The sequence below is a fragment of the Sanguibacter suarezii NBRC 16159 genome, from assembly GCF_001552735.1.
Classification (GTDB): Bacteria; Actinomycetota; Actinomycetes; order Actinomycetales; family Cellulomonadaceae; genus Sanguibacter; species Sanguibacter suarezii.
Genome location: NZ_BCRT01000021.1, coordinates 189,487 through 210,297 on the forward strand (window position 1 = coordinate 189,487; position 20,811 = coordinate 210,297).

Genomic DNA, 20,811 nt, shown 5'->3' on the forward strand with positions numbered 1-20,811 from the left:
GACGCGCCGCCTCCACACCCCTCACACACACGAGCGCCCGACGGACCGTGGTCCGTCGGGCGCTCGTGGCTGTCAGCTCTCAGCCGACGTGGTGCTCAGCGATCACGCGTTCCAGCGCGGGAAGGCGGAGGCGCCGGCGTAGGTGGCCGAGTCGCCCAGGCTCTCCTCGATGCGCAGGAGCTGGTTGTACTTGTTGATGCGCTCGCCGCGGGCCGGGGCACCGGTCTTGATCTGGCCAGCGTTGGTCGCGACGGCGAGGTCGGCGATCGTGGTGTCCTCGGTCTCGCCCGAACGGTGGGAGATCATCGCGGTGAAGCCGGCGCGCTGCGCGAGCTGGACGGCGTCGAGGGTCTCGGTGAGGGTACCGATCTGGTTGAGCTTGACCAGGAGCGAGTTGGCTGCGCGCTCCTTGATGCCACGGGCCAGGCGCTCGGGGTTGGTGACGAACAGGTCGTCGCCGACGATCTGCACCTTGTCGCCGACCAGCGCGACGAGCTCGGACCAGGAGCTCCACTCGTCCTCGGACAGCGGGTCCTCGATGGAGACCAGCGGGTAGTCAGCGACGAGCTGCTTGTAGTACTCGACCATCTCGGCCGGGCTCGTGGCCTTGCCCTCGAACTGGTAGGCACCGTCCTTGAAGAACTCGGTGGCTGCGACGTCGAGCGCGAGGCCCACGTCGACGCCCGGCTTGAAGCCGGCCTTCTCGATCGCGACGAGGATGAGGTCGAGCGCGGCACGGTTGCTGGAGAGGTTGGGGGCGAAGCCACCCTCGTCGCCGAGACCGGTGGACAGGCCCTCGGACTTCAGCACGGACTTGAGGGAGTGGTACACCTCGGCGCCGATGCGCAGGCCCTCGCGGAAGGAGGTCGCGCCGATGGGGGCGACCATGAACTCCTGGATGTCGACGTTGGAGTCGGCGTGGGAGCCACCGTTGAGGATGTTCATCATCGGGACGGGCAGCACGTGGGCGTTGGGGCCACCGACGTAGCGGAAGTACTCCAGGCCTGCGGACTCAGCAGCTGCCTGCGACACGGCGAGGGAGACACCGAGGATCGCGTTGGCGCCGAGCTTGCCCTTGTTGGGGGTCCCGTCGAGGTCGATCAGCGTGGCGTCGAGCTCGCGCTGCTCCTCGGCCTCGAGGCCGATGATCTCCGGGGCGATCTCTTCGTTGACGGCGTCAACGGCGTCCTGCACACCCTTGCCCAGGTAACGGGCCTTGTCTCCGTCACGGCGCTCGACTGCTTCAAATGCACCCGTGGATGCGCCCGAGGGCACTCCGGCACGGGCGGACGAGCCGTCGTCGAGCACGACCTCGACCTCAACGGTGGGGTTTCCGCGGGAGTCGAGGATCTCGCGTGCGTAAACAACTTCGATGCTGGCCACAGTTGCTCCTTCGTGGGACTTTGGGGTTACCACCCAAGAGTAGTCGGAATCGACTGAGCCCGGACAGGATGTTTGACCTATGGAACCTGAGGGTTCATGTCCTGCTCACCTGGCCGGCTGCCAGGCCCCGGATCCCGCGGGTGGTGGCGCGTCGGTCAGTAGGCGCCCTTGTGGGCGACGATCGCCTTGGCCGTCTTGGCCAGGATGACGAAGTCGCTGAACACCGTCCAGTTCTCGGTGTAGAAGACGTCCTTGCGCAGCCCCACCCGCCATTCCAGGTCAGACCGGCCGCTGACCTGCCACAGCCCGGTGATCCCGGGCTTGACGAGCAGACGCCGGGCGGCGTGGCCGTCGTACTGGGCGACCTCCCCCGGCAGCTGGGGACGCGGGCCCACGAGGGCCATGTCCCCGCGCAGGACGTTGAAGAACTGCGGGAGCTCGTCGATGCTGTAGCGGCGCATGTACCGACCGATGGTGGTGACCCGCGGGTCGTCGCGCATCTTGAACAGCGGGCCGCCCGCCTCGTTCTGGTCGGCCAGGGACGCGACCTCGGCGTCGGCGCCGGGCCGCATCGAGCGGAACTTGTACATCTGGAAAGGCTGCCCGTCCCGGCCGATGCGCTCCTGGCGGTAGAGCACCGTCCCGGGGCTGGTCACCTTGACGGCCACCGCGATGAGCAGGAGCGGGACGGACAGCACGATGACCGCGGCGAGAGCGAGCAGCCAGTCGATGACGGACTTGGCGAGGTACTTGCCGCCGCTGAACGTCGGTGCGTCGATGTGCACGAGGGACAGGCCCTCGGCCGGGCTGACCAGCACCCGCGGTCCCGCCACGTCGATGAGCCCGGGGACCACGATCATCTCGGTCCCGGTGGTCTCCAGCTCCCAGCCGAGGTTGCGCACCACCGTCGAGGTCAGCGAGTCGCAGCCGCCGACAGCGACGCTCCTGGCACCGGTCTGGCGCACGGCCGAGGGGACGTCGAGCACGTCGCCGAGGACGGGGACGCCTTCGATGACGGTCCCCGGCTCTCGGTCACCGTCGGGGATGCACGCACCCACGACGACGTACCCGGCCTGGGGGTTGGCCTGCAGCTCGCAGATGAGGTCGTGCACCCCGGCGCGTGACCCAGCGACGATCAGCGGCGAGAGGCAGTCGCCGCTGCTGCGCTGTCCTTGGAGCCACCGCCGGCCGAGGAACCGTCCACCGAGCAGCAGCGCGACGCCGACCGGGAGGGCGACGGCGACGTATCCGCGGGCGAGGTCGAACCGCAGCAGGTAGGACGCGCCGGCCACCACCGCGAAGAACTTCCAGGTGGCCTGGAACACCCTGCGGTACTCGGTCACCCCGACCCCGACGATGCGCAGGTCACGGGAGCGCTCCATGGCCAGCGCGATGAGCCAGCCGGGGAAGAGCAGCACGGAGATGAGGACGTAGGCCATCGTCGGGCGCACCACGCCGCCGCCCGGGAACCCCAGGGCGAAGCGCACGACGAAGGCGACGGTCAGCGCGACGGCGACGAGCACCGCGTCCACGACGATCAGCCGGGTCTGCACGGTCCGGGTCCACGGCGCGACCGCGGCCGCGACGACGTGCTTCATGGGGGTGGCGCGGACCGACCGCTTCATCGGGGTGGGGCGCAGCGAGCGCTGGATCGGGATGGCGCCGCTGTCCGGGCTGTTGGAGTCGCTGTGGCGCGCCTTGGAGGGTGAGGCGACGGGAGGCGGCGCGGCAGCCTGGGCGGTCGCGGTCGCCGGCGTCGGCATTGGCGAAGCGGCTGTCGCGGCTGCGGGCGAGCTGGTCTCGGGCGCCTCCGGTGCCACGGCGGACGAGACGGACGAGACGGACGAGACGGACGGTGACGGTGCCAGCAGGGAGACGGGCGCGGTCGCGCCCGACGCACGAATCAGGGACGTCGTCTTCGAGGACGAGCCGGCCGGCAGTCGCGGCCACAACGCATGGGTCATCCTCATCCTCGCTCGTCAACGCTCAGGGAGTCGGTCACGAGCCGATCGTAGGTATCTGCCCCGGGGGGGCTGCCACCCGTGGGAGCGTTGTTCATGCCAAGATCACCCCGCTCAAAAACAGCGGGTGAAATCCCTAGCCCTGCCGCTCACCCCTGCTCTCACCCCGGGCTCGGATGCCCCGGTGACCAGGGAACTGACGGCACGCGGAGAGCACGCAGACAGCACGACGCTGCCCGGTCCCCCTCGTCGGGGAACCGGGCAGCGGGTGCTCGGTGGCGATGTCGCGGCGCCTCGCCGGGTGCGGTCAGCTGCGCTCGGCGCCGACCGGCTCGGCGGCGGCCAGGGCGCCGACGATGTCGTCCACCCGGGCCTTGGCGTCACCGAAGAGCATCGCGGTGTTCTCCTTGAAGAACAGCGGGTTCTGCACGCCCGCGTAGCCCGCGGCCATCGACCGCTTGAACACGATGACCTGCTTGGCCTTCCACACCTCCAGCACCGGCATGCCGGCGATGGGCGAGCTCGGGTCGTCGAGGGCCGCCGGGTTGACGGTGTCGTTGGCGCCGATGACGAGCACGACGTCGGTCTCGGCCAGGTCGTCGTTGATCTCGTCCATCTCCAGGACGATGTCGTAGGGCACCTTGGCCTCGGCGAGCAGCACGTTCATGTGCCCGGGCAGGCGACCGGCGACGGGGTGCACGCCGAAGCGGACGTCGACGCCCTGCGCCCGCAGCCGGGAGACGAGGTCGGCCACCGGGTACTGGGCCTTGGCCACAGCCATGCCGTACCCCGGGGTGATGACCACCGAGCGCGCCTCCCGCAGCATCTCGGCCACCTCGGCGGCCGTCGTCTCGCGGTGCTCGCCGTAGTCGGCGGCGTCGCCACCCGAGGCGGGCGCGCCCTCGTCAGACCCGAACCCGCCCAGGATGACGGAGACGAAGGACCGGTTCATGGCCTTGCACATGATGTAGGACAAGATCGCACCGGAGGAGCCCACGAGCGCACCGACGATGATGAGCAGGTTGTTGCTCAGCATGAAACCGGCCGCGGCCGCTGCCCACCCCGAGTAGGAGTTGAGCATCGAGACGACGACCGGCATGTCCCCGCCACCGATCGAGGCGACCAGGTGCCAGCCGATCGCGAGCGAGACGGCCGTGAGGAGCAGCAGCGGCAGGACCGCCGGGCTGGCCAGGAACCAGGCCATGAGCCCCGCGGTGGCGACGAGGCCGGCGAGGTTGAGCAGGTTGCGTCCGGGCAGCTTGAGCGGAGAGGACTTGATCCGCGCGGAGAGCTTGAGGAAGGCCACGATCGACCCGGTGAAGGTGATCGCACCGATGAAGATCCCGAGGAACACCTCGACGAGGTGGACGGAGTCGGCGTGCGTCTCGGTCAGGTAGGAGTTGAAGCCGACCAGCACCGCCGCCAGACCGACAAAGCTGTGCAGCATGGCGATCATCTCTGGCATCTGCGTCATCTCGACGCGGCGGGCCTGCCAGGTGCCGATCGAGGCGCCGATGAGGAAGACGAGCGCGATGAGCAGCGCGGTGACCAGGACGTGGCGCTCGGAGCCGTCGAGGCTGAGCGCAATCGTGGCAGCGAGAGCCAGCACCATGCCGGTCATGCCGAAGACGGCACCCCGGCGTGCGGTGGTCTGCTTGGACAGACCAGCCAGGCTGAGGACGAACAGGATGGCCGCGATGACGTACACGGCCTGCGCGAGGGAGGCGAGCGTCATGTCAGGCGTCCTTCCGGAACATGGAGATCATGCGGTAGGCCACGAGGAAGCCACCGAAGATGTTGATGCTCGCGACGGTTGCCGCGATGAAGGCGAGCGAGGTGACCCACCAGTTGTCGCTGCCGATCTGCAGCAGCGCGCCCACCAGGATGATCCCGGAGATGGCGTTGGTCTGTGCCATGAGCGGGGTGTGCAGGGAGTGGCTCACGTTGGAGATCACGTAGTAGCCGACGAACACCGCGAGCACGAAGACGGTGAAGAAGCCGGTGAAGGCGGCCGGTGAGAAGGTGATCGCGAGGGCGAGCAGCACGGCAGCCAGACCGTAGCCGACGAGCTGACGCTGCCCCTTGCGGCGCGCCTCCTCCTTCTCCTGCTGAGCGCGCACGGCCGGGTCCACGACCGGGGCAGCCACGACGGCTGCGGCGGCCGGGGCGGCCGAGACCTGCACCGGCGGCGGGGGCCAGAGGATCTCCCCTGCCAGGGTGACCGTCATCCCGCGCTGGACGACGTCGTCCATGTCCAGGACGACCTGGCCGTCCGCGTTGGGGGTGAGCAGCTTCATGAGGTTGACGATGTTCGTGCCGAAGAGCTGCGAGGTGTGCTTGGGCAGCCGGCTCGTGAGGTCGGTGTAGCCGATGATCGTCACACCGTTGTCGGTGACGATCTTGGCGCCGGGGACCGTGAGCTCGCAGTTCCCGCCGCCGGAGGCGGCGAGGTCCACGATGACGCTGCCCGGACGCATGGCCGCGACCATCTCGGCGGTGATGGTGCGGGGAGCAGAGCCGCGCACGAGCGCGGTCGTGATGATGATGTCCGCCTTGGCGCTCTCCTCGGCGTACATGACGGCGGTGAGGCGTTCCTGCTCGGCGGTCATCTCCTGGGCGTAGCCGTCCGAGGAGACCTCCTGCTGGGCGGCCTGAGCCTGGACGAACTGCGCGCCCATGGACTCGATCTGCTCGCCCGCCTCGGGGCGCACGTCGAAGGCCCGGACCTGGGCACCGAGGCTGCCGGCTGCACCGATCGCCGCGAGGCCGGCGACGCCGCCCCCGATGACGAAGACCTTGGCCGGGGCGGTCTTGCCCGCCGCGGTCACCTGGCCGGTGAACATGCCGCCGTAGGCCTCGGCGGCCTCGACGACCGCGCGGTAGCCGGCCACGTTGGACATGGTGCTGAGCACGTCCAGGGCCTGCGCGCGGGAGATGCGCGGCACGGCGTCGAGGGCGAGGGCGCTGACGCCGCGCTCGGCGAAGGCGTCCACGAGCTCAGGGTGGGTGGCCGGGGCCATCATCGCCACGATGGTCGCGCCCGGGCGCAGCTGGGCGATCTGCTCGGGCTCAGGGGCGTTGACGCAGGTCACCACGTCGGCGCTCCAGGCCTCGGCGGCGTCTGCGACGCTCGCGCCGGCCTGGCGGTAGGCCGCGTCGGGGAAGCTCGCCTGGGCGCCGGCTCCCGCCTCGACGACGACGTCGTAGCCGAGCTTGACGAGCTGGGCCACGGTCGTGGGGGTCGCGGCTACCAGCCGCTCCCCGTCCCGGGTCTCCCGGGGGATGCCGATCCTCATCGAGTCTCCTCGTTCGCTGTTCTTCCAGTGTCCACCCGGGCACCGACAGCCAGGATGGGAGTGCTGCGCTCGATCATGTCGGCCCGCTGGACCGTACTGACCCATGATCGCGTACCCGGAACGCCTCCCGTCAGGACCAAAGCCTCACGGAGGGCCCGCTCCCGGAGTGCGACGCGCACGTCGCACCAGGCAGGACGGGTCATGGGACGAGTCGCCGACCAGGGACGCGAGAGACACCCTCTCACAAAAGGGAAGCGCTTTCCAGGCCGTCTTCCACACCGCCCTCACCACGGGCCAGCGCCCGGCTCAGCCCCGCTCGAGCACCGGCCCGATCGACTCCCAGACCCGGGGCTGCAGGGTGCGCGCGTACGCAGGGGTGATGTGCTGGGCGTCGCGATAGACGAGCACGCTGCCGATGACCGCTGGGCACACCGCCGGCGTGCAGAACCACGACGACGTGTCCACGAGCTCGACGTCGCTCAGCGCGACGGCCGCCAGCTGGTGGTCCACCGGCAGGGCGTCGGTCCGCGGACGCGCGCACGCCCCCGGGTCGCCAGGATGCTCGACGACGCACTCCGACGTGGCGTCGTCCGGGAGCATGAGCGGGTTGTCGGAGAGCACCACGACAGGGATCTCGGCCGCCGTCAGCCAGGTCCACGCCTCCGCGAAGCCGTCGACAGGGCTGGGCACCTCCGGGGAGTCGACCCAGTCCACGGCCGACCGTGCCGACGTCACGACGAGGTCGATCGAGGGGTCGGCGAGCAGCGCCTGCGCGGTCGCGGCGTTGGACCGCAGGCACGGTCCGCCGCGGGCCGCGTCGGTCTCGCGCTGGGCCGTGGAGAACGGGCAGCTGCTGTGGAAGGACGTGAGGACCCGGATTCCCTCGCTCTCGGCGATGGCCTGGAAGGTCGGCAGGTACTGCTCGATGTGGGAGTCCCCCACCAGCGCCACGACGGTCTCGGCGTCGCTCGGACCGAAGCGGCACTCCGGTGCGTGATCCGCGCTCATGTCGGACTTGCAGCGTCCGTCCGAGCCCTCCGGGAGCTCGGCGCGCGCCCGCTGGGGCGCCGGGACGACCACCGGGTGGCCCGAGGCGAACGGGGAGTAGCCGTCCGCGGTGAGCGAGGCGGCGCCGAGGTCTGCGGGCGGGTCCGCGAGCAGGGCGAGCGTGGCACGCTCTCGCTCAGCGGTCCGCGCATCGGCGACGGCGCGTGGGACCTGCACCACGACCAGGCACACCACCGTGACGGCGGCAGCGGTCAGCAGCACCTGCGCCCGGGTGGCCCGGGGACGTACGCGCCGCTGCAGCGGCACCTCCACCAGCGTGCGGGTCACCCCGGCGAGCACCAGGGAGAGGGCGAGGACCACAGCGCCGCGCACCGCTGCACCCTGCCCCACCAGCACGAACGGGGCGCACACGACCAACGGCCAGTGCCACAGGTAGACCGAGTACGACACGTCCCCGAGCCACTGGACCGGACGAGGAGAGGCCAGGCGCAGCAGCCCGGTCGAGCTCCCGGCGCGCGCAGCCCAGATGACCAGGGCCGTGCCCACGGTCGGGACGAGCGCGAGCGCGCCGGGGAACCGCTCGATCGGCACGAGCACCATGCCAGCCGCGATGAGGGCGAGCCCGGACCACGCAGCGGCTCCTCGCAGGGCCGGGCGCGCCGTCCTGGCCAGGCTCAGCGCCAGGACCGCCCCGAGGCCCAGCTCCCAGAACCGGCTGTGGCTGACGAAGTAGGCGGAGGGGTCGCCTGCCGAGGTGAGCAGGACCGAGCAGGCGAAGGACACGACGCTCAGCACCACCACGATCCCCAGGACCACCCGCCGGACCTGCCCGGCGGAACGGGCGCGGCGGCGCGCGACGAGCAGGAAGGCCACCGGCCACAGCAGGTAGAACTGCTCCTCGATCGACAAGGACCAGTAGTGCTGGAACGGGCTGGGCGCGATCCCTTGCGCGAGATAGTCCACGGAGTCCGCAGCCAGCACCCAGTTCTGCAGGTACACCAGGGACGCCGTCCCCTGCCGGGTCAGCTCGACCCACCGCAGCTCGGGCAGCACCGCGAGCCCGAGCAGGGCTGTGGCCACCACGACGAGGGAGGCGGCCGGCAGGATCCGGCGGGCCCGGCGGGCGTAGAAGGCGCCGAGGTCGAACCGGCCGGTCCGGTCGCGTTCGCTCATCATGTGGGACGTGATGAGGTAGCCGGAGATGACGAAGAAGACGTCCACGCCGATGAAGCCGGCAGGCAGCACCGACGGCCACAGGTGGTAGACGACGACGCCGGCGACCGCGATCGCCCGCAGCGCCTGGATCTCCGGCAGGAAGGTCGGCGACGCAGTGGGCTGGCGCGGTCGGTCGGTCCGGTCGAGGACGGCCGTAGGGCCCGGCGCAGCAGTCATACGCCCCCTTCCGGCCGTACCCGGCGGCCCGGAGCGTATGCCCCGGTCTCGGTCGAGCAGACTACCTCAGCCACCTCAACCACCTGAGTCACCGCTGCCACCGCGGCGTTTGGCTCAGGCCTGGGGCCGCCACGTCCGGGCAGGCTACCGGGTCCCGACCGTCGCAGCCGCCGAGACCTGCCCGAGGAGGACCGCATCGATGAGCTCGGTCGCCCACGCGAGGATCTCGCCGCCGCGCAGCGGCCGCCCGCCGATGCGGGCCGTCGTCGGGAAGGGTACGAGGATCGTGCGGGTCGCCGGCTTGATCATCGTCCCGGGGTAGAGACGCTTGAGGCGCAGCTCGGCGGACTCGGCGAGGGTGACCGGGGCGAAGCGCACGAACTTGCCCTGCGAGGTGACGTCGGACAGCCCCGCCGCCCGGGCGTGGTTGCGGAAGGCCGCCACGTCGAAGAGGTTGGACACGAGCTCGGGGACCGGTCCGTAGCGGTCGACGAGCTCGGCCCGGATGTCGGCGAGGTCGGCGTCGGTCTGCGCGGCGGCGATCTTGCGGTAGGCCTCCAGGCGCAACCGCTCGTGGCCGATGTAGTCCAGCGGCAGGTGCGCATCGACCGGCAGCTCGATCGTGACCTCGGGCGCCTCTTCCTCGACCTCCCCGCGGAAGCTCGCCACAGCCTCGCCCACCATCCGGATGTAGAGGTCGAAGCCCACGCCGGCGATGTGCCCGGACTGCTCGCCGCCGAGGAGGTTGCCCGCGCCTCGGATCTCAAGGTCCTTGAGCGCCACGGCCATGCCCGAGCCGAGGTCGGTGTTGGCCGCGATCGTCTCGAGCCGGTCGTGAGCCGTCTCGGTGAGCGGGCGCTCCGGTGGGTAGAGGAAGTAGGCGTAGGCGCGATCGCGCCCACGGCCGACGCGGCCGCGCAGCTGGTGCAGCTGGGAGAGCCCGAGCATGTCAGCGCGCTCGAGGATGAGGGTGTTGGCGTTGGAGATGTCCAGGCCGGTCTCGATGATCGTCGTGCACACCAGGACGTCGAACTTCTTCTCCCAGAAGTCCTGGATGACCCGCTCGAGCTCGTGCTCGTTCATCTTCCCGTGCGCCACCTCGATGCGGGCCTCCGGCACGAGCTCCTTGAGCCGCGCGGCGGTCGCGTTGATCGAGTCGACCTTGTTGTGGACGTAGAAGAGCTGCCCCTCGCGCAGCAGCTCACGGCGGATGGCCGCGGTGATCTGCTTCTCCTCGTAGGGCCCGACGTAGGTGAGCACCGGGTGGCGCTCCTCAGGCGGGGTGGCCAGCGTGGACATCTCGCGGATGCCGGTGACAGCCATCTCCAGGGTGCGCGGGATGGGCGTGGCGCTCATCGCGAGCACGTCGACGTTGGTGCGCAGCTGCTTGAGCGTCTCCTTGTGCTCGACCCCGAAGCGCTGCTCCTCGTCGACGACGACGAGGCCGAGGTCCTTGAACCGGATCGACCCGGACAGCAGCCGGTGCGTGCCGATGACGACGTCGACCGTGCCGTCCTTGAGCCCTTCGATGACCTCCTTGGCCTCCGCGTCGGTCTGGAACCGGGACAGGCCCTTGACCACGACGGGGAACCCGGCGTACCGCTCGGAGAAGGTGTCGTAGTGCTGCTGGACGAGCAGCGTCGTGGGCACCAGGACAGCGACCTGCTTGCCGTCCTGAACCGCCTTGAAGGCTGCGCGGACGGCGATCTCCGTCTTGCCGTAGCCGACGTCGCCGCAGACGAGACGGTCCATCGGGACGGTCTTCTCCATGTCCGCCTTGACCTCGTCGATCGTGGCGAGCTGGTCAGGGGTCTCGATGTAGGCGAAGGCATCCTCGAGCTCGCGCTGCCACGGGGTGTCCGGGCTGAAGGCGTGACCCTGGGTGGCCATGCGGGCGGAGTACAGCCGGATGAGCTCGCTGGCGATCTCCTTGATCGCCTTCTTGGCCTTGCCCTTGGTCTTGGCCCAGTCCGAGCCACCCATCTTGTTCAGGGAGGGCGACTCGCCGCCGGTGTACTTGGTCACCTGGTCGAGCTGGTCGGTCGGGACGAAGAGCCGGTCGCCGGGGTGCCCCTTGCGCGAGGGCGCGTACTCGATGACGAGGTACTCGCGGGTCGCCGCGTTCGCCCCCGCACCGAGGGTCCGCTGGACGAGCTCGACGAACTTCCCGACGCCGTGCTGCTCGTGCACCACGAAGTCGCCCGGGCGCAGCGCGAGCGGGTCGACGACGTTGCGCCGCTTGGAGGGCATCTTGCGCATGTCGCGGGTCGAGGTCCCAGCACGTCCGGTGAGGTCGGACTCGGAGAAGACTGCCAGGCGCAGCTCGGGGGCGACGAAGCCCGGACCGACCGGGGCCGGCGTGACAAGAACGATCCCGCCCTCGGGCTCGGAGGTGATCTCGCCGACGAGGCGCGCGGCGGTGTCAGCGCCGCTGAGCTGCTCGACCATCCGCTTGGCCGGCCCGTGTCCTTCTGTGGCCAGCACCAGCCGCCAGCCCGCGTGCTGCAGGCCGCGCAGGTCGTCCAGAGCCCGCTGGATGTCTCCGCGGTAGCTCTCGACGTCGCGGGCAGCTACCCGCACTGTGTCCGCGTCGGGGTCGACCACCACGGGGGCGTCGGGTTCGGTCGCCCCGGCGGCGACCTCGGCGGCCGGGTCGTCGAGGCCGAAGGGGCTCATGGTCCACCACCCCAGGCCGCGGCGGGCAGAGAGGTCGCGGGCGTCCTCGACGGAGAGGAAGGAGGCGGCGCTGAGGTCGATCGGGGTGGACCCGCCAGCGGCGGCGGAGGTCCACGCCGCGGCGAGGAACTCCTCGGTGGTGGCCACGAGGTCGTGGGCCCGGCGGCGCACCCGCTCGGGGTCGTTGATCACCAGGAGGGCGTCGTCGGGCACGAGGTCCAGGACGGGGACCATGGCGTCGACGAGGGCCGGGGCGAGGGACTCCATTCCCTCGACCGCGATCCCGGCGGCCATCTTGTCGAGCATCTCGCGGGCGCCGGGCAGCTGGTCGACGAGGGCTGCGGCGCGGTCGCGGACGTCGTCGGTGAGGAGCATCTCGCGGCAGGGCGGGGCCCACACGCCGTGGTCGGCCACCTCGAGGCTGCGCTGGTCGGCGACGGCGAACCAGCGGATCTCCTCCACGTCCTCGCCCCAGAACTCCACACGCAGCGGGTGGTCCTCGGTCGGCGGGAACACGTCGAGGATCCCACCACGGACGGCGAACTCGCCACGACGCTCGACCATGTCGACTCGGGCGTAGGCCGCGGCGGAGAGGCGGTCGGCGACCTCGGAGAGGTCGGCGCGGTCACGGACCTCCAGGCGCACCGGCTCGAGGTCACCGAGGCCCTCGACGACGGGCTGCAGCAGCGCGCGGACCGGCATGACGAGCACCCGGATCTCGCCGGTCATGCCGCCGTCGGCCTCGGGGTGAGCCAGACGCCGGAAGACTGCCAGGCGACGGGCGACGGTGTCCGAGCGCGGGGAGAGCCGTTCGTGGGGCAGCGTCTCCCAGGCCGGGAGCACCGCGACGTCGTCGTAGGGCAGGTAGCAGCGCAGGGCGGAGGTCAGCTCGTCCGCCTCGCGCCCGGTCGCGGTGACCACGACGAGGGGACGCGACCCGGGCGCACCGGTCTCGGGGACCGCCCCGCCGCTTGCCCGCGCACCGGCCATCGCCGCGAGCAACGGGGGGCGAACCCCCGTGGGGCCGACGACGTCGAGCGCGCCACGGCTGCGCACCCGGTCGACGACGGCGCTCGCCCCGGGGTCACCGAGGAGGGCGGGCAGGATTCCGGTGAGATTCATGCGCGGGAGGGTCCTTCCAGCGGGTCTGAGGCACGCGCTGCGGCGGTCGTCGCCGACGCAGCGACAGCAGGGAACAGCACGGGACAGCACGACAGGCCCGAACCGCCGTGAGGTGGTCCGGGCTGAGCAGAAACCAGCCTACGCCTGACCACCGACACGCGTGGTCCGGCCACCACCCGCACCGTGACCAGCAGTTTCACAACCTTGACCGGCGCGAGGGAGGGCCGAGGGCTGCCCTGGCGGGGCCGTCGTGGCAGATCCTCAACCAATCGTTCACGAATTCACCATTGCATCGCGAGTGGTCGCGATATATCGTTAACGTGTTCGTTGACGACAGGCCCGCACGGGCCGACCGACGAACCGGCGCGGCTCCCGCCCGGGAGCCGGCACCAGACATCACGAGAAGAGACACACATGCGATCCCACGCACAGCACCACGGCGGCTTCGACGGCCGCGGCGGATTCGGCGGACCACGCGGCGGAGGCCGCGGCGGCTTCGGCGGGCGCGCCCGCCGCGGTGACGTCCGCGCCGCAGTCCTGGCCGTCCTGGCCGAGACCGACGCGCACGGCTACCAGATCATCCAAGAGCTCGCGGAGAAGACACAGGGCCGCTGGCAGCCGAGCCCCGGCTCGGTCTACCCCGTCCTCCAGCTCCTCGAGGAGAGCGGCCTGGCCACCTCCACGGAGAACGAGGGCAAGCGTGTCTACTCCCTCACCGACCAGGGCCGGGCTGTCGCGGCCGAGGCCGCCAGCACCGCTGGACGCCAGCCGTGGGAGGTCGAGGCAGGCGAGGGACACAAGCTCGCCGACCAGACCCACCTCCTGCACGCAGCAGTGCGCCAGGTTGCCGCAGCCGGCACCCCGGAGCAGATCGAGCGCGCCATCGCGATCGTCGACGCCGCGCGTCGCGACCTCTACACGATCCTCGCCGAGAGCTGAGCGAGGACCGTCCGGCTCAGGACCGAGCGCTCAGGACCGAGCGCTCAGGACCGCGCCCTCAGGACCGGGCCTCGGGCACCTGCGACCGAGACCGGCCCAGCAGGGAGCGCACCTGGCGCACCCGACGGTCGATCCCCCACCGGGTGACCCGCGCCATCGCCTCCACGACGATCCCGCGGCTCATCTTCGACTCCCCGTGGGTGCGCTCGACGAACTGGATGGGCACCTCGACCACGTCGAAGCCCTCCTCCAGGCTGCGTCGGGCCATGTCGATCTGGAAGCAGTAACCCTGGCTCTCGATGTCCCGCGCGAGCACCTGCTCCAGGACCTGCGACCGGTAGGCGCGGTACCCCCCGGTGACGTCACGGACAGAGATCCCCAGTGCCAGGCGGGCATAGAGGCTGCCTCCACGTGAGAGCAGCGTGCGGTGCAGGGGCCAGTTGACCACCGACCCGCCCGGCACCCAGCGCGACCCCAGCACGACGTCCGCGTCGTCGAGCGCGGCGAGCAACCGGGGCAGCTCCTCGGGCAGGTGCGAGCCGTCCGCGTCCATCTCCACCACGGCGTCGTAGCCACGCTCGAGGGCCCACCCGAAGGCGGCGATGTACGCAGCGCCGAGGCCCTGCTTGCCGGCCCGGTGCATGACGTGGACCTGGTCGTCCTGCGCAGCGAGCGCGTCGGCGACGTCGCCGGTGCCGTCCGGGGACCCGTCGTCCACGACGAGGATGTGCACCTGCGGGGCCGACTGACGGGTGCGGCTCACGACCTCGGCGAGGTTCTCCCGCTCGTTGTACGTGGGGATCGCCACCAGGACCGCACGCTCCACAAAAGCACCTTCGATCTGGTCCGGGCCCGCACTCGGCGGCGAGCGAACTTCAATCCTAGGGGGCAGACCACCTCCCGGGGCCCACGCCCCTCCCCCGAGCAGGACGGCGCGCGGCCGATAGGCTCGGCCGAGGAGAACCCCGCATGCGGACCGCGCCAGGAGGCCCCGGTGGACACACGTACTGATGCCTCCGGTCGCCCCGCGCGCCCCCTCGCGCCCGGCCCGCCCACCGCGGGGTGCCGCCAGCCCGCGGGAGCCGTCGTGGCCGCGGCCGTCGGGGCGGTCCTCGCCGCCGCCTTCCTCGCCCTCTACCTGTGGGCGGTCCGGTCCGAGGACGGTCAGAGCGCGGACATCGACCTGCTCGTCACGCTGCAGAGCCTCAACCCAGCCCTGGGTCCGGCCGCGACGGTCCTGCGTCCCGGTCTCGTCGTGGGCGGGGCGCTCGCCTGCGTCGCGCTCGGGGTGCTCGCGCTCGCCCGCCGCCGGTGGCGCTCCCTCTGCGCTGCCGTCCTGGTCGTGGCGCTGTCTGTCGGCGGCACGTGGGCGCTCAAAGAGCTCGTGCTCGAGCGCCCCTACCTGGGCGCCTACGGCTACACCGTGAACACCTTCCCCTCCGGTCACGTCAGTGCGACGCTGGCCCTCGTGGCCGCTGCCGCTCTGCTCAGCCCCGCCTGGCGCACGCCAGCCAGCCGGTGGCTCTTTCGCCTGGCCCTGCTCGCCGTCGCCGTCGCCGCCTGCGTGTCCTCGCTGCTCGAGCACGTCCACCGGCCCAGCGACGTCGTCGGGTCGGTGCTGCTGGTCGGGTCCGTGACCGCGCTCGTGGTGGCCGCCGTCCGCCCTCCCCCTGCACCCAGGCCGCCCACGCCGGCCTGAGGGCACCACCAGCCTTTCTGTCCTGCGCCTATCCCGTGCCGGGTGCGGTGAGGTGTGCCACGCTCGGGTGCATCACTTCCACGAAGCCGCCTCGGCTGACGCCGACGTCGGGACAGGAGACCTCATGCGGGTGCTCGTCGTCGGAGCCGGGATCATCGGGCTCGCCACAGCCGCACGCCTCGCCCAGCGCGGGGACGACGTCCTGGTGGTCGAGAAGGAGCCTGATCTCGCCCAGCACCAGACCGGTCGCAACTCCGGAGTCATCCACTCCGGCCTCTACTACGCCCCCGGTTCCCTCAAGGCCCGCCTCGGCGCGGCTGGCGCCCGGTCCATGCCGGAGTTCGCCCGCGCCCAGGGCGTCGACGTGGAGACCTGCGGAAAGCTCGTCGTCGCGGTCGACGACGCCGAGGTGCCCCGGCTCCAGGTCCTCGCCGAGCGCGGCGCGGCCAACGGCGTCGACGTCCGGATGATCGGCCCGGCCGAGGCCCGCGACTACGAACCCGAGGTCTCCTGCGTCGCAGCGCTGCGGGTGGAGAGCACCGGGATCGTCGACTACCGCGGCGTGTGCCAGGCCCTCGCCGCCCAGGTGCTCGACGCCGGCGGCGAGATCCGGTACGGCCTCGCCTTCCGCGGGGCCCGCACCGAGGGCACCCAGGTGCGCGCCTGGCTGGACGCGGCCGGCTCGACCGACCGCCAGGACGTCGCCGCCGACGCCGTGGTGGTGTGCGGCGGCCTGCAGGCCGACCGGCTCGCGACCTCCTGCGGGGTGGACCCCGGGGCGCGGATCGTCCCCTTCCGCGGTGAGTACTTCGAGCTGGGCCCCGCCGCGTCCACCCGGGTGCGCGGACTCATCTACCCCGTCCCCGACCCGCGCTTCCCCTTCCTCGGGGTGCACCTGACGAAGATGATCGGCGGCGGTGTCCACGCCGGGCCCAACGCCGTGCTCGCCCTGGCCCGCGAGGGCTACCGGCGCCGCGACGTCTCCGTGACGGACATGGCCGACGCGCTCTCCTGGCCGGGACTGTGGCGGCTGGGAGCCCGGAACTGGGCGCCGGGGGCGCGCGAGGTCGCCCGGTCGATGTCCGCCGCCCTCTTCGCCCAGTCCTTGTCGCGTCTGGTGCCGGGGATCACCCCGGACGACCTCGTCCCCGCCCCCGCCGGGGTGCGCGCCCAGGCGCTCAAGCGGGACGGCTCGCTGGTCGACGACTTCCTGCTGCGCACCCGTCCCCGGCAGGTGCACGTCATCAACGCTCCCTCGCCGGCGGCCACGGCCTCCCTGGAGATCGCCAAGCACATCGAGAGCACCCTCGACGCGGCCGTGGCGGCCTGAGACCCTGGCGGCCTGAGGGCCTAGCCCCCGATGACCAGCAGCCAGTCCTCGTCTCCCCCGGCATTCTCACCGGGGGTGGTGAGCTCCTCCGCGAGCGCGGTGTCCTGACGCGCGCCGGACACGGGGTCGACCCACGCCGCGCTCACCCCCGGAGCGAGCCGGGACAGGTCCAGGGTGATCGTCCGGGCCGTGGGGACGTAGACCACGGCCAGGGACCCGTCCTCAGAGATCGCCGCGGTGGCCCAGTCCGACTCCAGGACGTCGGCGTAGCCGTCCTCCTGCGTCCCTGCGGTGACGGCTTCCCCCTGCCCGTCGACGAGGAAGGTCCCGTCAGCGTCCGGCACGAGGGTCCACCACGGGAAGGAACGGAACAGGTCCACGGCGACGGTCTGCTCGGCGATCGCCTGGGTCTGGCGCACGTCCTGCCACGGCGGGATGAACTGCCAGATGTGACGCTCCCCGTAGGACACGCCCACCCCGCCCGAGGTCAACGTCCACAGGGTCTGGCGACGCAGGCTCTCGTCCGTGGTCTCCGGCCCGCCCTCGTTGTTCTCGTTCTCGTAGTTCCCCTCGATGAGCACGACCGGACCTGTGCCGTAGGTGTAGGCCCGCAGCACCGTGTCGTAGGTCGGTTGGTAGGTGTAGGCCAGCTCGATCTGGGACACCCCGCGCCAGTCGACGTTGTCGTGGCTGGTGGACGGGTTGAACAGGTGGACCGTCACGAGGTGCTCGTCGCCCGCGGAGCGCAGCCCGTCGATGAAGGACATCATCATCGGGTCATAGGTGTCCCAGTCGACCTCGTCGTAGTCCATGCCGAGCATCCACACGATCCCGGGGGTGTCGGCGTACCGGGCTCCCAGCGCCTCACCGAGCTGCGCGGCGAGGCTCTCGTCGTAGTCGTAGCCGTTCTCCTCGAAGCCCCAGGTCAGGCCGATGGGAGCGATGAACACAGTGATCCCGAGGCTGGCCGCGGTCGCCAGGATCGCGTCGAACCGTTCCCAGTACTCCTCGTTGAGGTTCGCGACGGTCCCGTCGAAGGGCTCAAGCCCGTCGATCGTCTGCCGGGAGTCCGTGTCCACCCCGCTCCACGGGAAGGGATGCATGATGACCCCGTTGAAACCCTGCGAGGCACGGAGGGCCAGGTGCTCGTCGATCTCCTGCGGGGTGAGCGTCTGCATGGCCGACCAGACCGCCTCGGCCCGCAGCAGCAGCGGGTCCCCTGCCTCGTCGACGAGGTAGCGGCCGTCCTCGCTCACCCCCGAGACCAGCTGCACCAGCCCCGGTGCCGCTGGCGGCTCGGGTGATGGCGGCGAGTCCGTGGTCCCGGCCTCGGGCGAGGTGGCGGACGGCGTGGCGCTCGAGGCGTCCGGATCGGGCGTCGCGCCGCCGCCGCAGCCGGCCAGCACCAGCGTCAGCACGAGGGCCAGGGCGACGGTGACCGGCCGCGCGAGAGCCGACGCGGCGAGCGGGCGTGTCCGTGCGGGCGAGGTGACGGCCGACGTTGTCTTCGCGAGGTGCATCGCGGCTCCCGTGCGCTCGAAGAGGTTCCGATCGTAGGTCTGCCTACCGTGATCGGCCACCGCGTGCGTCGACCTGCGCGGCAGGTGCACAATCGAGATCTCACACGCACCGCCCGAACCTGAGCATCGGAGCCGCAGTGCCGCACCTGACGATCGCCACGCACGCCTCGGCTGCCCCGATGGGCCAGCAGGTCTACGAGGAGGAGCTCGCCCACCGGGCGCAGAGCGCGCTGGGGGCAGATGCCGTGGTCACCCGGGTCATCGCGCGCAGCCTGCGGTCAGACCTCGCCGGGAACACCCGGCTCCCCGAAGGGGTGCTCCGCACGGCGCCGGCCGTCGTGCGCCGCGCCGTCGGCGCCGCCGTCTACCCCCGGGCCGACGTCGTGCACCGGATGAGCCTGGCGCTGCCGCCAGCGCGGGTGCCGGAGATCCTCACCCTGCACGACACCGTCTCCTGGCGGTTCCCGGACGAGTCGCCGCCCGAGCCGCACGCCGTCCGGGAGGCACGCGGGGCGACGGCGGTCATCGCCCCCTCCCAGTTCTCCGCGGACGACGTCGGTGAGCTGTTCGGCCTCGACCACGTCCACGCGATCCCCAACGGCGTCGACCCCCGGTTCCTGGACGCACCCCCGCTCGACGCCGCCGCGCTGCAGGCCCTGGGAGTGACCGGTCGCTACGTGCTGCACGCCGGCGGGTCCACCCTCCGCAAGAACCTCGAGGGCCTGGCGGTCGCGTGGCCGCTGGTGCGCAGCGCCTGCCCGGACGTCACGCTGGTGCTCAGCGGACCGCCGTCGCGCCGGCGCCACGCCTTGTTCGCCCACCTGCCCGGCACGGTCCTGGTGGGCAGGGTCCCGGCGGTCGACGTCCCCGGTCTGATCGCCGGCGCCGAGGCCGTCGTGGTGCCCTCGGTCCACGAGGGCTTCGGGCTCCCCGCCCTGGAGGCGATGGCCGCCGGGGTCGTGGTCGTGGCGGCCGACCGGTCCTCGCTTCCCGAGGTGTGCGGTGGCAGCTCGATCCTCGTGGAGCCGGACGGCCCGGCGATCGCCGACGGTCTGGTGCACGCGCTGGGCGGCGGTGGGGAGATCGACCGCCTCACCGCGGCAGGAAGAGCCAGGGCCGAGCAGTTCACCTGGGAGGCCAGCGCCCGCGAGCACGCTGAGGTCTGGCGACGGGTGCTGGCCGCGACGAACCAGCCCTGAGAATCACCCCTGAAAATCACCCCGACTCACCCGGCACCGCCCCCAGATCCATGGTTGTGTAGCCAACGTGCAGCAAAGCCCTGAACCTGCCATCCGAGTCATAGGTCTTGGCAAGACCTACCGGATCGGCCTGTCCGGCGACCGCCCCACGACAGCGGTCGAGGCTGCGCTGCGCAAGATGCGCAACCCGGTCCGCAAGGGGTCGCACACGCTCTTCGACGCGCTCGACGACCTGACCTTCGACGTCCCCTGGGGCGAGGCGATGGGGATCATCGGCCGCAACGGCGCGGGAAAGTCGACCCTGCTCAAGGTCCTCACCCGCATCACCGCACCCAGCCGCGGACGGATCGAGCTCAACGGACGGATCGGGTCGCTGCTGGAGGTGGGCACCGGCTTCCACCCCGAGCTCACGGGCCGGGAGAACATCTACCTCAACGGCTCCTTGCTGGGGATGACCCGCAAGGAGATCCAGCGCCGCTTCGACGAGATCGTCGACTTCGCCGGGGTCGCGACCTTCTTGGACACCCCGGTCAAGCGCTACTCCTCGGGGATGTACGTGCGCCTGGCCTTCTCCGTCGCCGCACACCTGGAGACCGAGATCCTCGCGATCGACGAGGTGCTCGCCGTGGGTGACGCGGAGTTCCAGGCCAAGTCGCTGGCCAAGATGCGCGACGTCGCCAAGGACGGCCGCACCGTCCTGTTCGTCAGCCACCAGGCACAGACCGTCGCCGCGCTGTGCACCTCCGCGGTCTTCCTCGACCGCGGCCACCTCGCCTATCACGGGCCGGTGGCCGGCGCCTTCGACCTCTACCGGGACAGCTTCGAGAAGTTCTCCCTCGAGCAGAAGGACTCCAGCACCCGTCCGGGCACCGGCGAGCTGCGTGCCCGGTCCGTCGAGATGGGCGCGGACCACTTCGAGCCGGCGGGCGAGAAGACCATCCACATCTCGCTCGACGCCAACCCGGAGATGGTCGGGAAGTACTTCGTCTCCTGCCACATCAACGACCTCAACGGCAGCGTCCTCATCCAGTGCGACTCCCGCGTGGTGGGCGGCTGGTACGACCCGACGCGGACCCAGGAGGTCACGCTCACGGTGCGCACCCCGTGGCTCAAGCCCGGGCGCTACACGGTGGACCTCTACGTGTGCAAGAACGGGATCCTCGACTCCTGGGAGGGTGCGGTCGGTTTTGAGGTGCTCCCCCACAACCCGTACCCCGAGCTGGCCGGGGACGAAGCGCTCACCCGAGGGCTCGTGCTCGGCGACTTCCACTACAAGAACGGCTGAG

13 protein-coding genes are annotated in these 20,811 nt (G+C 71.2%); 5 read left to right on the forward strand and 8 right to left on the reverse strand.

Features of this window, described 5'->3' with window-relative positions:
* Positions 1-102 precede the first annotated feature (102 nt).
* From eno to mfd, 6 genes are all read right to left on the reverse strand, one after another.
* Positions 103-1,383, reverse strand: coding sequence for a phosphopyruvate hydratase (gene eno / locus SS2_RS14320; RefSeq protein WP_066465261.1), 1,281 nt, complete (start codon positions 1,381-1,383; stop codon positions 103-105).
* A gap of 155 nt (positions 1,384-1,538) precedes the next feature.
* Complete coding sequence (locus tag SS2_RS14325) at positions 1,539-3,146, reverse strand: sugar transferase (protein ID WP_157607357.1); 1,608 nt, start codon at positions 3,144-3,146, stop codon at positions 1,539-1,541.
* A gap of 505 nt (positions 3,147-3,651) precedes the next feature.
* Positions 3,652-5,079, reverse strand: coding sequence for a Re/Si-specific NAD(P)(+) transhydrogenase subunit beta (gene pntB / locus SS2_RS14330; RefSeq protein ID WP_066465263.1), 1,428 nt, complete (start codon positions 5,077-5,079; stop codon positions 3,652-3,654).
* A gap of 1 nt (position 5,080) precedes the next feature.
* Positions 5,081-6,640 carry a Re/Si-specific NAD(P)(+) transhydrogenase subunit alpha gene (locus SS2_RS14335; protein WP_066465264.1) on the reverse strand — a complete coding sequence of 520 codons (1,560 nt, stop codon included), beginning with the start codon at positions 6,638-6,640 and terminating at the stop codon, positions 5,081-5,083.
* A gap of 306 nt (positions 6,641-6,946) precedes the next feature.
* Positions 6,947-9,040, reverse strand: coding sequence for an acyltransferase family protein (locus tag SS2_RS14340; protein WP_066465265.1), 2,094 nt, complete (start codon positions 9,038-9,040; stop codon positions 6,947-6,949).
* Between the two features lie 144 nt (positions 9,041-9,184).
* Entirely contained in the window at positions 9,185-12,838 is a 3,654-nt protein-coding gene (gene mfd, locus SS2_RS14345; RefSeq protein ID WP_066465267.1) for a transcription-repair coupling factor, read from the reverse strand.
* 414 nt (positions 12,839-13,252) lie between these two features.
* Between mfd and SS2_RS14350 the strand changes: the two genes are divergently transcribed.
* Positions 13,253-13,777, forward strand: coding sequence for a PadR family transcriptional regulator (locus SS2_RS14350; protein ID WP_066465269.1), 525 nt, complete (start codon positions 13,253-13,255; stop codon positions 13,775-13,777).
* Between the two features lie 58 nt (positions 13,778-13,835).
* On the opposite strand, the gene SS2_RS14355 is transcribed toward SS2_RS14350, so the two are convergent.
* Entirely contained in the window at positions 13,836-14,603 is a 768-nt protein-coding gene (locus SS2_RS14355) for a polyprenol monophosphomannose synthase (protein ID WP_245643601.1), read from the reverse strand.
* 168 nt (positions 14,604-14,771) lie between these two features.
* On the opposite strand from SS2_RS14355, the gene SS2_RS17790 reads away from it, so the two are divergent.
* Together SS2_RS17790 and lhgD are read left to right on the forward strand one after the other, a co-directional pair.
* On the forward strand, positions 14,772-15,476 hold the full coding sequence (locus tag SS2_RS17790; RefSeq protein ID WP_217995609.1) for a phosphatase PAP2 family protein: 705 nt from the start codon (positions 14,772-14,774) through the stop codon (positions 15,474-15,476).
* A 67-nt stretch (positions 15,477-15,543) separates the two neighbouring features.
* Entirely contained in the window at positions 15,544-16,806 is a 1,263-nt protein-coding gene (lhgD, locus tag SS2_RS14365) for an L-2-hydroxyglutarate dehydrogenase (protein ID WP_245643603.1), read from the forward strand.
* 20 nt (positions 16,807-16,826) lie between these two features.
* Here lhgD and SS2_RS14370 read toward each other — a convergent pair whose 3' ends face one another.
* Positions 16,827-18,326 (reverse strand): apiosidase-like domain-containing protein, encoded by a 1,500-nt coding sequence (locus SS2_RS14370; protein ID WP_157607358.1) that lies wholly within the window; start codon positions 18,324-18,326, stop codon positions 16,827-16,829.
* Between the two features lie 137 nt (positions 18,327-18,463).
* Here SS2_RS14370 and SS2_RS14375 point away from each other — a divergent pair, with 137 nt between their 5' ends.
* Together SS2_RS14375 and SS2_RS17095 are read left to right on the forward strand one after the other, a co-directional pair.
* Positions 18,464-19,525 carry a glycosyltransferase family 4 protein gene (locus tag SS2_RS14375; protein WP_066465279.1) on the forward strand — a complete coding sequence of 354 codons (1,062 nt, stop codon included), beginning with the start codon at positions 18,464-18,466 and terminating at the stop codon, positions 19,523-19,525.
* Positions 19,526-19,592: 67 nt separating this feature from the next.
* A complete protein-coding gene (locus SS2_RS17095; protein WP_157607359.1) occupies positions 19,593-20,810 on the forward strand; it encodes an ABC transporter ATP-binding protein in 1,218 nt (405 codons plus the stop codon).
* Position 20,811: the final 1 nt, after the last annotated feature.

Bases quoted from the DNA above. Each gene is read 5' to 3' on its own strand.
- SS2_RS14325 (WP_157607357.1), bottom strand. From the start codon at position 3,146: ATGCCGACGCCGGCGACCGCGACCGCCCAGGCTGCCGCGCCGCCTCCC.
- pntB (WP_066465263.1), bottom strand. From the start codon at position 5,079: ATGACGCTCGCCTCCCTCGCGCAGGCCGTGTACGTCATCGCGGCCATC.
- SS2_RS14335 (WP_066465264.1), bottom strand. From the start codon at position 6,640: ATGAGGATCGGCATCCCCCGGGAGACCCGGGACGGGGAGCGGCTGGTA.
- SS2_RS14340 (WP_066465265.1), bottom strand. From the start codon at position 9,040: ATGACTGCTGCGCCGGGCCCTACGGCCGTCCTCGACCGGACCGACCGA.
- mfd (WP_066465267.1), bottom strand. From the start codon at position 12,838: ATGAATCTCACCGGAATCCTGCCCGCCCTCCTCGGTGACCCCGGGGCG.
- SS2_RS14350 (WP_066465269.1), top strand. From the start codon at position 13,253: ATGCGATCCCACGCACAGCACCACGGCGGCTTCGACGGCCGCGGCGGA.
- SS2_RS14370 (WP_157607358.1), bottom strand. From the start codon at position 18,326: ATGCACCTCGCGAAGACAACGTCGGCCGTCACCTCGCCCGCACGGACA.